Raw genomic sequence first — 13425 nt, forward strand, 5'->3', positions numbered from 1 at the left:
ACAGCCCGTGGGTTCTCCTAAGAATGGCCTATGTCTAATCAGGCCGCTTCCGGGAGTGAAGCTTCGGAGGCGAGCTCCCAAGATGAAATCCAGATTAACGAAGCGGGAGACACTCTTCCCGTCGTCGAAGTTCTTACTGGAAGAGGGGTGATTTTAGGCAAATCAGGCAGCGGGAAGAGTAACACGGCAAGTGTCGTCGTAGAGGAACTGCTCGAAGACGGCTATCCAGTACTGATCGTCGATGTCGACGGGGAGTACTTCGGGCTCAAAGAGGAGTATGAACTTCTACATTTAGGAGCGGACGAAGAGTGTGACTTGCAGGTCGGGGCTGAGCATGCAGAGAAGATCGCGGAACTCACCCTCGAGGAGAACATCCCCGTCATTCTCGATGTGTCCGGGTATCTCCACGAAGAAGACCAGAAAGAACTAATCAAAGAAGTCGGGCGACATCTCTTCGCGAAAGAAAAAAAGCTGAAGAAACCGTTTTTATTCCTTATTGAAGAGATTCATGAGTATATCCCAGAGTCGGGGCTCGACGATGCTGGGCAGATGCTCATCAAAATCGCAAAACGAGGGCGAAAACACGGTCTCGGGCTCTGTGGCATCTCGCAACGTCCCGCAGATGTCAAAAAAGACTTCATCACCCAGTGCGACTGGCACGTTTGGCATCGTCTGACCTGGGAGAATGACACGAAGGTTGTACGCAGAGTCTTGGGGTCGGAATATGCGGAGACAGTCAAAGACCTCGATGATGGTGAAGCGATCCTCCATACGGACTGGAATGACCAAATCAGGCAAGTTCAGTTCCGTCGAAAGTATACCTTTGACGCAGGGGCGACACCGGGGCTGGAGGAGATCGAGCGGCCGGATTTGAAATCTGTCAGCAACGATATCCTCTCGGAGCTGGAAACGATATCCGAAAGGAAACAGGCCGAGCAGAGTGAAATAGAACGCCTCCGATCTGAGCTGGAATCGCGTGAGGAGCACATCAATGAACTTCAAGAAGAATTAGAGAGGTCTCGTGATGTTAGTGACCTCGCAGAGCGGTTTACTGAAGCTCTCGTTGAGGCTGATGGCCAAAGAAAATCTTCGGAGACGATTGAGGAAACCGTTGAAGAGATTCGGGAAGAAAAAAACGAGCAGATACGTTCGCTACAGGAGGAGAATCAGAAGCTCCGCCAGGAGAACCGAGAGCTGCACAACCGAATTCAGGAACTTGAGGAGGCCGCCGATCACGTCGAAAGCATCGAGGCCCTCAACGAGAATATCGAAGAAGTGTCAGAAGCGTATCTTCGATTGGGTGAAGCACTCGGTCTGGACCCTCAAGAGAAAGAGATAGAACAGCTCCAAGAGCGCGTTCAAACGCTTCAAAAAGAGCTGTCGGCGCAATCAAACCCTACAACCGAGCAGCCCAGCGAAACGGCCGAGAAGAGTGTTCATACCTATCAAGAATTCCTGAGTGACGAAGCCATCCAAGACAAAATCACGTCTGCAAAGGATGATGCAACGTCACCTCGGTACGTTGAGGGGGTCATCACAGCCATAATGGCGCATAATGAGTCAGTTACCTACGAACAAATCGCCGATGAGCTCAATATTAGTTCCACAGGCCATGTGGCCTCTGCAGTCAATGCTCTCCATAGTCGGGATGTCGTAACGAAATCAAAGAATGGTCGGGTCACAGAAGTCGACCTGAATATTGACGATCTCGATGAAATTCGTGCCGCTGCTGCTCGTCGAGAGGCCTCAGAAGAACTCATAAGCAGTATCTGACTACGGCGTAGCGGCTTGATTATCAAGCTCTGCTGACAGAACTAATTCTCCCTGGGTCTCGTCTTCTGCAATCTCAGTGTACGTGAGCCAAGGGACGAGTCGATTGGCACGAGTTTGAACGGTGACCTCACTCCATCCTTTAAGATGGGTTTCTGAAACCCGACTCATCACAGTTTCCGCACTGAACCCCCCGTCTGGAGCTCTTCACAGAATGCTTGAACTAACGGGATCTGTAACAACTCATCAGCGAGTATCGATTTCCGGTTGCCAATGCTGGATTGTTGCAACTCTCTTCCTCGGTCAGTTACAACCGGACCAGTACGAGTATAGTCAGCAATCCCAAGCGCATAACAGGTCGATAGGGTCTTCTCGACCGTTTTTGTAGACATCTCCGTACTCGCCTCCAAATCCTCACGAGAGTCTGCCCTTGAGATGCGGGGGAGTAACTCAAAAACCTTCTCCGGGGCAACGCGGGGACAGTTTGCTCCCCGCGGATTTTCTAAGGGCTCTGTTTCGACCGATACCTGTTCGGGGCTCGAAGCGAGAACGCCGTCAGATCTAGTACCGAGATCAAGATAGCTAATCCAATGGGCATAGACAGAGCCATATGATCGAAAAGTATCTTCAGCCGCAGCACCAGATTTAGTCTCGAAGCTAATTAGCCGACCAGCTTCTTCGAACGTCATTGAGTCGTCCTGAATCTGATTGAGGAGCTTTGAGACACCCGGAAGCTCCTCAAAAGCCTCGCGTAGAGGGGTGAGATCCTGCAGTTGGACGACCCGCCTCGAGTCTTCAGTCACTGACAGGTGGCCATCTTCTCGGTTCACGAGACCGAGAATGACGCCATCGTGAATTTTGTTCATAGCTGTCTTACGCGAATTGCCGAGCCCTTCAGCGACTTCGTCAGTAGTAGATGCCCCACTAGTGATTTCTCCGAGGACATCTTCCGTGTGCTTCGGGCGCCTGAACAGCCGTTTCGTAGTCATTAGTCCCCACCCCCATCGCATCCTCAATTTCATCAAGAGCCTCCGGAAGGTTCTCAACGAGGACTTCGTGTTTACTTTGCCCCTCCTTCGATAGATACCCCGATTCGCGAAGTTTCTGAAGGTAATTCCGAACCGTGCGGTCACTCTTGTCGAGACGGCTGTAGAAGAACGACGACTCCAGTTCTGGTTCATCCACGAGGTTGCCTTCATACGCGAACCGTTGCCCGATGAAGTACACCAGAATCTGGAGTTCGGCATCGAGCGACCGGGCCCTGCTGTCAAGATTGATAGTCCCGTCACTATGCAGGTCGAATAGTTTCTTGACGCGGTCAAACTCCGATTCTAAGATCGTCGCATCGTCGACGACGATCTCCTCGTTGATTCGCTCACTCAGATCCATTGTTTGAACCCTCCTCGACGGTTTTTAGGGCGGTCGCAGTCAGTTTCCACAGCTGTGCACGTCCGTCACTACCTGTCCGAAGAATCCAATCACGATCCTCCATACGGCCCAGTACGTCGCTCATATTACCTGCAGGTTGGACTCGACACTCACGATAGGCATCCTCGATATCACCAACCGTGAACTCGTCAACCCCACGTTGGGTTTCAAGGTAGTACGCGATATAGAGGGAACGCTCAGTGTGACTCGAAGGATCGTTCTCCTCAACGAACTCCCTGATGTTCGCTCCAGCGGTTGGCTGGTCTGTCCCATCGAGTCGATTTTCGAGCTCCGTGACTCGCTGCTCCAGTTCCTCAACCTGTTCTTCGAGGCTCTCAGCGCTGTCACTCATCGGTATCATCCTCGTTGATATAGTCACGGACTTGCTCGATACTATGCGAGGGGATTCGATAGGTACCGTCGTCACCCTCGATCAGGCCCTCATTATCTAACTCCCTTACAGTGGGGTACACCGTGTTCTGGTTAACCCCACTTTGTGTGCTAATTTCCCCGGGAGTCATCCACTCGGACTCGACCATATCCAGTTCCGAACGAGCCTTCTGTGCGAGCAGTACTATCAGCGTCTTATTCTTTGCCGTCTGATCCCGAAATCGGTCTTGAGGGATAAGGTCTCCACTCTGTTTGCCAATTCGGATGTACTCCTCCAGTAGATCATGGAGGATCTCTTCATGCATCTGTTCCTCGTCAACGAGCAAGTTTCGAGCGTTTTCTGGTTCTCGGACATCGACGTTTTCGATTCACACCCCCATATATTTAGTTCTTTGGCAATCTTGTCTCTTTGGCCACGCCTCCATCATCTCGGAAGCACCCACGTTATATAAATGGTTCCGGTTATTGGCCACGCTTTAGAGATTACCAAGTTGCCAAAGCCGTTTGAAGGGCGATATGGTATAAATGAAGTCACCCATTTCGGGGATGGCTTGGAGGATCCGTAGGTGAAAGCGAATATTGGTCAGGAAGCATATCGTGTTGTCATCCTGTCGCTTGTATTATTAAGCGTTCAATGATTTCATCAACAGATGAAGGCTTGTTCGAGTACGGTGGTTAACACTGGTAGACGAATTCCGGAAATCATTCCAGAAAAAGGGAAAATACTCAAAACAGCAGTATGTGTACTTGAGAAGGGTTCCTGAAGTCCGTTCACCAAAATGCGGAAACGACACGCCACGGCTTATCGGTGAGTCGACTATCCTAATGACATAGTGCCATTCAACATCGACTTTCTGGACGACGGCCGCGTCCTGGAGTGGGAGGCAACTGCCGACGGCGCCGTCGCGACCGAACGCGATGACTACACCCCACGCTTCTACGTCGCCCCTCGCGACCCTGATGCCGACCTCGATCTCACGACACTCCAGTCGGTGTACGACCAGCACCCGGACGTCGTCGCGACCGAGATGGTTACGCGACGGCCGGGCTTTCGACGAGACGAGGAGGCCGTTCTCGCAGTCGACGTCGCCCACATCGACCGCGTCACTCCACTCGCCCGGCAGGCGCGTCAGCTGTCGGCCTATCCAGTCGGGGATCTCGCCTGCTTCAACGTCGACTTCTCGCGAGAGTTCCGATACTGTCTGGAGACCGGCGCCGATCCGACGCCGGCGAACGAGCTGTCGACGCTCCGGCTCAGCGTTCCGGTGACCGAAACGAGCAACGACGTCTACGAGGAACTGTCCGTCGCCGGCGACACTATCACTGGCTCGCCGACGGATATCCTGACCGCCGTCCAGGGGGCGCTCGACGCACACGATCCGGACGTCCTGGTCTGCTCGACGAGCGAAATCGTCCCGACGCTGTACGAGATGGCGACGGATGCCGGCATCGACGACTTCTCGCTGAGCCGGTGGCCGGACGTCGACTACCAGCAGCTTGCGAGCCGGTCGACGTACTCGAGTTACGGCCGCGTCGGTCACTCGCCGGCGCGGTACAACGTGCCCGGCCGGGCGATCATCGACGAGTCGAACACGTTCTTCTACGGAGAGACGAACCTCGACGGCGTCTTCGACCTCGTGTCGCGCTCGAAAAAGCCCGTCCAGGAGCTCGCGTGGGCGTCGATCGGGAACGTCCTCACGGCGATCCAGATCTGTGAGGCCCACGACCGCGGCGTCCTCGTTCCGTGGAACTCCTGGCGCCACGAGTTCTACAAGCCGATGGGGACGCTCCACAACGCCGACCGCGGCGGATTCATCTTTGCGCCCGATGTCGGCCTTCACGAGAACGTCCACGAACTCGACTTTTCGAGTCTCTACCCGAACATCATCTGCACCCGAAACGTCTCACCGGACGTCATCCGGTGTGACTGCCACAGCGACCGCGACGACGTCCCCGGCCTCGGGTACTCGATCTGCGACGACCGGGGCTACCTCGTCGACGTGCTGCAGCCGATCATCGACGCACGCGACGAGATCAAGGCGGCCATCCGTCGCGAGAAGGAGCGGGATGACCCCGACGAGGACCGACTAGCGGAACTCAAAGGGCGGTCGGGCGCGCTGAAGTGGATTCTCGTCGCTTGCTTCGGGTATCAAGGGTTCAGCAACGCGAAGTTCGGCCGCATCGAGTGCCACGAAGCAATCAACGCGTTCGCTCGCGAGATTCTGCTGACGGCGAAACAGCGGCTGGAAACCGGGGGGTGGCGGGTCGTCCACGGCATCGTCGACTCCATCTGGGTGACCCCGGACCCCGATGTCGACGACGAGGACCGCGAGGACCTCGAGACGCTCGCGACGGAGATCACGGAACGCGTCGAGATTCGGCTGGAACACGAAGCCCATTACGACTGGGTGGCGTTCGTGCCGCAGCGCGAGAGCGACGCCGGCGCGTTGACGAAGTACTTCGGCAAGGTCGCCGGCGACGACGACTTCAAGATTAGAGGCATCGAAGCCCGGCAGCGCTCGACCCCGCCGTTCATCGAGGACATCCAGCGGGACTGTCTCGACCGGCTCGATGCCACGCAGTCACCGGACGCGGTGCTCGGGCGTCTCGAACGAGCAATCGACGAACTGCAGGCGGGCAACGTAGCAGTGGAGCGGCTCGTCGAGCGGAATCGTGTCTCCAAGCCCCTGGAAGGGTACTCACAGAATACCCAGAACGTGGCCGCCTTGAAGCGAGCCCACGATCAGGAACTGGCAGTCCACCCGGGCCAGGATATCGAGTACGTGGTCGTCGACGACGAGAAATCCTCGCGAGACCGGGTCGCCCTCGCCCACAAAGCGATCGAGACCTACGACGCCTCGTACTACGAGACGCAGCTGGTTCGAGCGATTGAGAGCGTGCTGTTGCCGCTGGGGTGGGATCGTACAGATATTCGACGGAGACTCGCGGAGACACGGGAGGTGGAGCTGACGGAGTTTACAGCGGCCCGGAACGGATGAGTAGTCTCAAATGTCTTCTGAGGTGAGCAAAATCACAAGTGGGCGACGAGGTCGATCCCATTCACACTCCGGGGGTCCTGCTCTCTGGAACACCCCCCGGAGTGTGAATGGAGGTAAATCAATCACACCGAGGGTGGGCAACCTATATGTGAATGGGGCGAATTGGTCCGCTCATGCCAAACAACGATTCCACGCAAACAACCGTCGACGAGATATTAAATGTCGACGAGGGATAGCGAAGCCGAATCGGATATTTTTGAGAAACCGTGGTTGCTCGAGATCGATAACGTCCCTGACGCCAATCGAATCGTCGGACGAGACGACCATATCACGTTCTTGGCCAAGAATCTCCGGAAGATGCGGACAAACAGCGTCCCGGATAACGTCCTGGAGTGGGGAGAAACCGGGACGGGGAAGACACTAGTTGCAAGACACGTCTGCGAACGGCTCGAAGCAGCCACTGCAGGAACGGACGCCCCCATCGTTACTGCCTACATTAACCCAGACCCCATCTCTACGTATACCTCCACCTTTCGAAAGATCGCAGAGCAGGTGAACGCAAAAGCGGAGAACCCGCTTGATGTCCCCTATCAGGGCCTCTCAGCCGAGCATTATCGGGATCAGAAATTGTGGCCCGTTGTTCAGCGGGAGTTTTCTGGCGGCCTCGTCGTCATCATCGATGAAATCGACAAGCACGGAGAAGTCAACGAGGTCCTCTACACGCTATCACGGACACAATCAAAAGACGACGTTGACTTTCCAGTCCTTACAATCGGGATTTCGAACGACATCGAATTCAAAGGGGAAATCGAGTCACGGGTTCAATCGACTCTCCAGCCAGAACACCGAACGTTCACACCGTACGAAGAAGACCAGCTCATTGCAATCCTCGAAAATCGACGGGACGCATTTTACGACGGTGTCCTGGATGACGAGGTGATTCCAACCACAGCTGAACTCGCAGCTGAAGAACACGGTGACGCTCGACGGGCAGTCCGATTGTTCCGGAATGCGGGCGAGATCGCCGACGAAGAAGGCGATGATATCGTGACCGCGAATCACGTTCTCGAAGCTGACGAACTCGTCGAAGTTGAGCTCTTCATGGAGATGGTGAAAGGGACTCCGTTGTCCGGGAAATTACTCCTGTTTGCTCTCACACGTCTTGACCGGAATAACCCGGAGAAAGAATGGTTCCGGACGTCAGAGATTCACGAGGTTTACCAAACAGTAGCACGGGACGTCGAAGTAGAGCCCAAGGGGTACAACCGTGCGCTTGAGCTCCTGAACAAGCACGTGACGACAGGAGTTCTCGAATCGAAAAAGAAGGAGGGCGGAGATCAAGGTAAGTTCAGGTCCTATTCGCTCCAAGGAGACGTAGAGAGTACACGAACTGGACTGATCAACTCCACGCCGGAACTCCAGACGTTGATGGGATGGTGACACCCCCACCCCTCGGTGTGAATGGTCCCCCATAGGTCACGCCTGTAGTAAAGACGGAGCTGGACTCAATCCGTAGAAGCTGTGTCGTCTGTCTGAGTCCCATTACGGCATGGAGAGCGGCTTACACGTTCTGCCACGGTAGCTGACCCGGTCCGCTACTGCACCGCACCGCAGTTGTAGTTATCTTTATTATACTACAGTCTAAATAGCCCTCCGAGTAGACGTATTCTAGAAGGCGAGGCCTTGTGCCGAAGCCGAAGCTTCGTCACTGAAGCGAGAACCCTCCCTACGGCGAGAGGACTTCTGCTGTTAAGGACTTCTTAATCGCGGTACCCTGGGTGGTGGACCATTCACACTGAGGGGTGTGGGTAAACGAGGCGTAATCTATCCACGTGTTGCTTTGTCTCTTCCAACGTAAATTCCCGGCAGAGAGTACCCGTTGGTAGGCCATTCACACCGAGGGGTGTGGGGTAAACCGATCCCATTCACACTCTGGGGGGTGTCATCTGCTACGCTAAGAATCACGTTGAAACGAACATCTGGTTACAGCTGAATCTCGTCTACTCGTCGGGATTCACCGGCCCTTTGTACTTCGACGTCACCGAATCGCCTTCCCGCCACTGCCAGTAGTAGTAGCGGTTGTCGTTGATCTCCTTGATCGTGATCGTCGCCTTCGCCGGCACGTCGTCTGGGAGGTCATCGGGGCGCTCCTCGACGTCGGCGTCGTCCGCTTCCTCCTCGAGACGAGCTTCCCGCTCTTTGTGTTCGGCCAACGCCTCGGCGTAGCTGGCAACGTCCCGAAGATGCTCCGGTGTGGCTTCATTGAGCGTGTTGACGATCTCCGTCGGGAGGTTCGCCGGTGGGGTCGGGGGTTCGTAGGACATCGGCTACTCTCGTGTTAACCAACACAGCCCACGAATCCATAGTTTTGTTGGTTAATACGATGGAGGCGGTTCTCGCGATTGCTGGCTGTAACACTACTCGAAACTTCTTTATATACAAGTTTCGTACTATGTTACACCGTGCTCCGGCGCATCGAACTCGAGGCCCTCGCCACGGTCGACCGCGGCGACACGATCTCCGAACTCGCGACGAAGCTCGACCACAGCGAGAGCTACCTCTCTCGTGCCGTCGGCGGCCTCGTTGAGAAAGGGCTCGTCTACACGGAACGCGATGGCCGGCGAAAACGAGTCGTCCCGTCGGATGCTCGCGCCGTCGAACTCTATCGGGACCTCGTCCGCCAGCACTCCCACATCGAGTTCCCCGAGCTGCTGACCGGCAAGGCACTCGAGGTGCTGTACTACCTCGACCAGCCGCGAACGGTCTCCGAGATCGCCGACCGGAGCGACAACTACCGCAACACGGTCAACCGCATCCTCAAGCGGTTTCGCGACCGTGGTCTCGTCGGGACGGCCGACGGCCGCTACGAGTTCAACGCCGACTTCGACCGCCTCCACGAGTTCGCTCGTGAACTCGCACACCATCTACATCGTCAACGCCTCGAATCCGCCGCCCCGAAGGGCACGATTCTCTGGGAGGACTACGACGAATTCCTCGCCCAGGCTGAGACGGAGATCGAGGCAGAGGGATTCCACGAAACCGGCCTCGCTCGATTCACGGCCTTCGACCTCCAGTTCCTGCTCACCGGCCACCGCTACTACGTCTACTCCGAAGACCTCGACGCAGTCTCGCCGGCGGAGCTCTGCTGTCACACGATGCTGATCGACGACGGTAGCCGCCACCGTTCGTACTGTCTCCTCCTGCTCAGCCACGTCGACGTCGACGAGGCGGACCTCCGAGAGCAGGCGGCGAAGTATGACCTCGAAGACGAAATCGACGCCTTGCTCCGCTACCTCGAGACGCACGGCGAGGTCGACGACGACCGCCTTCCGGAGTGGAACGAGTTCCAAGAGTGGCGGCTGACTACGAGGTGCCACTACCACAATGAGACCAACATTCGGCCGTGAGTACATCGAGAACGAATTCAAGCGAATCGCGGATGGCCTATCTGAACCGCTCACGGTCTACCTGATTGGTGGTGGCGCGATGTCGCTGCGCGACCTCAAGGGGGCAACGAAAGACATCGACCTGGTCGTCCCGGATGGCGACGCGTACGGTCAGCTGTGGGCGGTCCTGATGGACCTCGGGTATGCGGAGGTCCAGTCGCTGGATCCAGATTATCGGGCGCTTGGCGCGACGAGCTGCGTCGAGAACGACGGCGGGTGTCGCCTCGACATCTTCAACCAGCAGGTCGCGAACAAGCTTGTGCTCACCGACGGGATGCAAGAGCGCAGCGAGCCGTTCCTCGACACGGATCGACTGACGGTCCGGCTGGTCAGCAACGAGGATATCTTCCTGTTCAAGGCGATCGCAGGCCGCGACGACGACATCGAGGACATGAATATGCTCGTGCAGGCCGGTCTCGATTACGACGTCGTCCGGGCTGAGCTCGAAGCCCAGATCGAACGCCTGGGGGACGATCAGTTTGCCACGTTCGCGAACGAGGCCCTGGTCGAACTCGAGGAGCGGTATGGAGTGACCACGACGATCGAGGCCCGCGTCCAGGAGCTGACGAATAGGTACTACCGGGGGCTCGAAGTCCTCCAGGCACTCGACGAGCCGATGGCCGTCGACGAACTGGCTGCGGAACTGGAGCTGGATGACGAAGAGGTTCGGGACCGGATCGCGTATCTCTCAATGTTCGACAGGGTCCACCGAGATGGCGACACAGTCCGTCCCGTGGAGTAGCTCAATCGTTACCCTACGGGGAGGCGGCCGTCTGGACGGGGAACGCGGCCCCGTTTGATCTCGTGATCGACGCGACGCAGATGCTTGCAGCCGCCTTCGGGTGAGCGCTGCTGCCAGTCGGGACAGGTACACGATTCGTCGACGACGTCGACTTCGTACCTGTTGCCGGACGCGGACTGCACCTCGTACCGGCCACCTTTCGAGAGGAGTGAGACGTCCATCGATTCGGCGACGGCACGCTTCGTGCGGGGCTCGAGTTCGTCCTTCGACTGTGCGTTCTCGTCGACGACCAGTCGGTCGCGAACGTCGCCCGTTCGGCCACCGTCGGGAGCGACGGCTTCCGCAGGGCCACTGAGCCGCTCGTGGAGCACTTCCTCCACCGGATGGCCTTCCGGCCACAGGTAGTGGACCTCGCGGCGCTCGCGATGGTCGTAGGAGCCGCACGCGGCTGCGCACCCAGTCCAGACGCGCCAGGCACCGAGCGCGCCCATCACGTCGACGATGTCGCGGGGAACCGTCTGGTGGTCGTCCGGGAAGAACACCCGGAAGCGGGTACACGCCTCCTGCGGCGGGACGGTCTCCCACCAGTCTTCGCTGGAGCTCCAGCTGTCGTACATCGCCTCGTCGCTCCCGTAGCCGACGGTCACGCCGTTGATCGGCGTCCAGTCTGCTGGGAGGTTGTCCGCCTCGCCTTCAAGCACCCGGAGGACGGTGTATCGGAGGTACTCGTGAGCTTGGTTGTCTGTCGTTCGAGCGACCTGGTCGTGCTGCTCGGCAACGTTCTCGGCTTCCTCAAAGACCGTCGTGAGATATGGTTCAGTCATCATTCGACGGAGATCTGAATGCGCCTCCGCCCCTCGGCGGGCGCAGAAAAACTTAACCAACAGAGCGGAAGGAATCCATCACTCTGTTGGTTAACTGAGTGAGGACGAGGATTCGCTCTCGAGAACGTCGATGAGTTCTTCTGCCGTTCGACTAATCCGGCCGAGGCGCTCGCGAACGATCTCGGGATCGTCCGACTCCCACGCAGCGAGGTAGAACGCTGACCCGCTCGTGTCGAGCCCGCAGTAGCGCCCGACGACGTACGCAACGGCTTCGGCCTCGACTTCGCGTTTCGCCCGCTCGGTGTCGTCGTCGACATCGAAGTGGAGCAGGGCGTGTGCGTACTCGTGAATCAGCGTCCGCGCGAGGTCGGCCTCGTTCTCCCGATCACGCACCTCGACGAGCGGCTGAACGTCGACGAGGCTCAGCTGCTCGCAGATGCCCTTCGCCTCGCCGTGGGTCCACTCCTCGGCTGGAACGATCCGCACCGTCACGCCGAGGTCATCAGCGGCGTCAGTCAACTGTTCGACGAGATCGCCAGCGTCGCCGGTCGCTTCTGTGTCCAGGTCGGGAAGCGGCTCGCCCTCGGTCTGGGAGACATCGAACACCGGCGCGGGCTTGAACCCGACCAGGCCCTCGGACCACTCCTCGGGCGACGTCTCATCGTAGTCACAGTCGCTATCCTCGTGATAGCTCGGCGAATTCTCACACTCCGGGCACTGAGTGGTGATGATCGGCGCCCAGATCCAGATGGCCGACTCACCCTCCTGAACGTGGCGGTCGAACTCCTCCTGCCACGTCCGGTAGCCCGCCACTCGGCTCGCTTCGGGATACTGCCGCTTGATGAGGAGCGTGTTCCGGTAGGAGTAGTCGTGGAAGCGACTCTGGACGTCGAGCCACTCCTGGAACTCGTCGCTGGCCTGCGCGTCGTCGACGCCGGCGACGAGGTCGTCGATCCACTGTTCGATGGTACTGTTCATCTCGTCTGATCGCGTGTCGGTCTCCTCGAAGGAGACCGACGAGTCTCTGGTCGTGGACATCGTGTTCACCGAATCGAGTTCACGGCAACTGCGTTTGTTCAGATCGCGCCGCACCCCTCAGGGGCGTTCAAAAAAACCGCTCTGTCGGTCAGCGGAGCTCGTGGCGTTCGTCCGCGAAGCCGACCTCGACAAGGTACTCAAGGAACTTGTCGAACCGCTCGACGTCACTGGGCGTGTCGGTCGCAAGATGACGCGTCCACTCGATGGCCCACTGGAAGGCAGGATCCGTGCCGCCCTTGCCGTGAATGTACCACCACCGGGCCGCTTTCAGCACGACCAGCGGATTCGTCGGCGGCTGCTCACCGGCGAGCCCACGGGTGATGGATTCGATTTCGTGGGGGACGTCGGCGGAATCGACCTCCGCTGATTGCGTGTTGTCGATATCGACCGGGATCTCGTCGATCGAGACGTTGTCGGGACTCTGTTGTTGACTCACTGGAAGTCACCTCTGAGGGCTCTCGAAGAAGCCCTCGCCCTCTTCGGGGGCACGAAAAACAGAGCAAGCTTATTAACCAACAATACTGAAGCTCTCGCGGAAATGTTGGTTAAGAACAGAGCTCAATCTTCTTCCTCACGCAGTTCTTCAGCTTTCCACTTGAGCCGGCGCAGAATCTGCGTTCGATTCTGGTGGGCGTTCTCGTAGGCAACACACTCCCGAAGCGTCTGCATATCGGGAATCGTCGCGATACCGGCCTTGACCAATCGGTAATTCGGTGCTTCAAGACGCTTCTCAGGTGGGAATTCGTCGTCACTCCCGTCGCTAATCGTGGACTGTTCCATCTCGGTAG

At 57.5% G+C, this 13425-nt stretch carries 13 protein-coding genes and 1 pseudogene; 5 read left to right on the plus strand and 9 right to left on the minus strand.

Annotated features, from left to right (window positions below):
• Positions 1–30: 30 nt before the first annotated feature.
• Positions 31–1773, plus strand: coding sequence for an ATP-binding protein (locus tag P1N55_RS18975; RefSeq protein WP_276278812.1), 1743 nt, complete (start codon positions 31–33; stop codon positions 1771–1773).
• A 167-nt stretch (positions 1774–1940) separates the two neighbouring features.
• On the opposite strand, the gene P1N55_RS18980 is transcribed toward P1N55_RS18975, so the two are convergent.
• The 4 genes from P1N55_RS18980 to P1N55_RS18995 are packed head-to-tail and all read right to left on the minus strand — an operon-like array spanning position 1941 to position 3914.
• Positions 1941–2759 (minus strand): hypothetical protein, encoded by an 819-nt coding sequence (locus P1N55_RS18980; RefSeq protein ID WP_276278813.1) that lies wholly within the window; start codon positions 2757–2759, stop codon positions 1941–1943.
• Positions 2695–3159, minus strand: a complete 465-nt coding sequence (locus P1N55_RS18985) for a hypothetical protein (protein WP_276278814.1) — start codon at positions 3157–3159, stop codon at positions 2695–2697. The genes P1N55_RS18980 and P1N55_RS18985 overlap by 65 nt, the downstream gene beginning before the upstream one ends.
• Entirely contained in the window at positions 3146–3550 is a 405-nt protein-coding gene (locus P1N55_RS18990; RefSeq protein WP_276278815.1) for a hypothetical protein, read from the minus strand. Before P1N55_RS18990 ends, P1N55_RS18985 begins: the two co-directional genes overlap by 14 nt.
• Positions 3543–3914, minus strand: coding sequence for a helix-turn-helix domain-containing protein (locus P1N55_RS18995; protein ID WP_276278816.1), 372 nt, complete (start codon positions 3912–3914; stop codon positions 3543–3545). The genes P1N55_RS18990 and P1N55_RS18995 overlap by 8 nt, the downstream gene beginning before the upstream one ends.
• Positions 3915–4421: 507 nt before the next feature.
• Between P1N55_RS18995 and P1N55_RS19000 the strand changes: the two genes are divergently transcribed.
• Positions 4422–6587, plus strand: a complete 2166-nt coding sequence (locus P1N55_RS19000; RefSeq protein WP_276278817.1) for a type B DNA-directed DNA polymerase — start codon at positions 4422–4424, stop codon at positions 6585–6587.
• 219 nt (positions 6588–6806) lie between these two features.
• Complete coding sequence (locus P1N55_RS19005) at positions 6807–8027, plus strand: orc1/cdc6 family replication initiation protein (RefSeq protein ID WP_276278818.1); 1221 nt, start codon at positions 6807–6809, stop codon at positions 8025–8027.
• A 560-nt stretch (positions 8028–8587) separates the two neighbouring features.
• Here the strand turns inward: P1N55_RS19005 and P1N55_RS19010 are convergent.
• Entirely contained in the window at positions 8588–8911 is a 324-nt protein-coding gene (locus P1N55_RS19010) for a hypothetical protein (protein ID WP_121598787.1), read from the minus strand.
• Between the two features lie 138 nt (positions 8912–9049).
• Here P1N55_RS19010 and P1N55_RS19015 point away from each other — a divergent pair.
• A pseudogene (locus tag P1N55_RS19015) lies at positions 9050–9975 on the plus strand (MarR family transcriptional regulator).
• Positions 9972–10775, plus strand: a complete 804-nt coding sequence (locus P1N55_RS19020; protein ID WP_276278819.1) for a DUF6036 family nucleotidyltransferase — start codon at positions 9972–9974, stop codon at positions 10773–10775. The pseudogene P1N55_RS19015 and the gene P1N55_RS19020 overlap by 4 nt, the downstream one beginning before the upstream one ends.
• An 8-nt stretch (positions 10776–10783) precedes the next feature.
• On the opposite strand, the gene P1N55_RS19025 is transcribed toward P1N55_RS19020, so the two are convergent.
• From P1N55_RS19025 to P1N55_RS19040, 4 genes are all read right to left on the minus strand, one after another.
• A complete protein-coding gene (locus P1N55_RS19025; protein WP_276278859.1) occupies positions 10784–11599 on the minus strand; it encodes a hypothetical protein in 816 nt (271 codons plus the stop codon).
• A 90-nt stretch (positions 11600–11689) separates the two neighbouring features.
• On the minus strand, positions 11690–12637 hold the full coding sequence (locus P1N55_RS19030; RefSeq protein WP_276278820.1) for a M78 family metallopeptidase domain-containing protein: 948 nt from the start codon (positions 12635–12637) through the stop codon (positions 11690–11692).
• 88 nt (positions 12638–12725) lie between these two features.
• Positions 12726–13073, minus strand: a complete 348-nt coding sequence (locus P1N55_RS19035; protein ID WP_276278821.1) for a hypothetical protein — start codon at positions 13071–13073, stop codon at positions 12726–12728.
• A gap of 122 nt (positions 13074–13195) precedes the next feature.
• Positions 13196–13417 carry a hypothetical protein gene (locus tag P1N55_RS19040; RefSeq protein WP_276278822.1) on the minus strand — a complete coding sequence of 74 codons (222 nt, stop codon included), beginning with the start codon at positions 13415–13417 and terminating at the stop codon, positions 13196–13198.
• Positions 13418–13425 lie beyond the last annotated feature (8 nt).

This window comes from Haloarcula regularis, from assembly GCF_029338315.1.
Lineage (GTDB): Archaea > Halobacteriota > Halobacteria > Halobacteriales > Haloarculaceae > Haloarcula > Haloarcula regularis.

What these genes read in the sequence shown, in the direction of transcription:
- P1N55_RS18975 (WP_276278812.1), top strand. Translation starts at nt 31, where the DNA reads ATGTCTAATCAGGCCGCTTCCGGGAGTGAAGCTTCGGAGGCGAGCTCC.
- P1N55_RS18980 (WP_276278813.1), bottom strand. Translation starts at nt 2,759, where the DNA reads ATGACTACGAAACGGCTGTTCAGGCGCCCGAAGCACACGGAAGATGTC.
- P1N55_RS18985 (WP_276278814.1), bottom strand. Translation starts at nt 3,159, where the DNA reads ATGGATCTGAGTGAGCGAATCAACGAGGAGATCGTCGTCGACGATGCG.
- P1N55_RS18990 (WP_276278815.1), bottom strand. Translation starts at nt 3,550, where the DNA reads ATGAGTGACAGCGCTGAGAGCCTCGAAGAACAGGTTGAGGAACTGGAG.
- P1N55_RS19005 (WP_276278818.1), top strand. Translation starts at nt 6,807, where the DNA reads ATGTCGACGAGGGATAGCGAAGCCGAATCGGATATTTTTGAGAAACCG.
- P1N55_RS19010 (WP_121598787.1), bottom strand. Translation starts at nt 8,911, where the DNA reads ATGTCCTACGAACCCCCGACCCCACCGGCGAACCTCCCGACGGAGATC.
- P1N55_RS19020 (WP_276278819.1), top strand. Translation starts at nt 9,972, where the DNA reads ATGAGACCAACATTCGGCCGTGAGTACATCGAGAACGAATTCAAGCGA.
- P1N55_RS19025 (WP_276278859.1), bottom strand. Translation starts at nt 11,599, where the DNA reads ATGACTGAACCATATCTCACGACGGTCTTTGAGGAAGCCGAGAACGTT.
- P1N55_RS19030 (WP_276278820.1), bottom strand. Translation starts at nt 12,637, where the DNA reads ATGTCCACGACCAGAGACTCGTCGGTCTCCTTCGAGGAGACCGACACG.
- P1N55_RS19040 (WP_276278822.1), bottom strand. Translation starts at nt 13,417, where the DNA reads ATGGAACAGTCCACGATTAGCGACGGGAGTGACGACGAATTCCCACCT.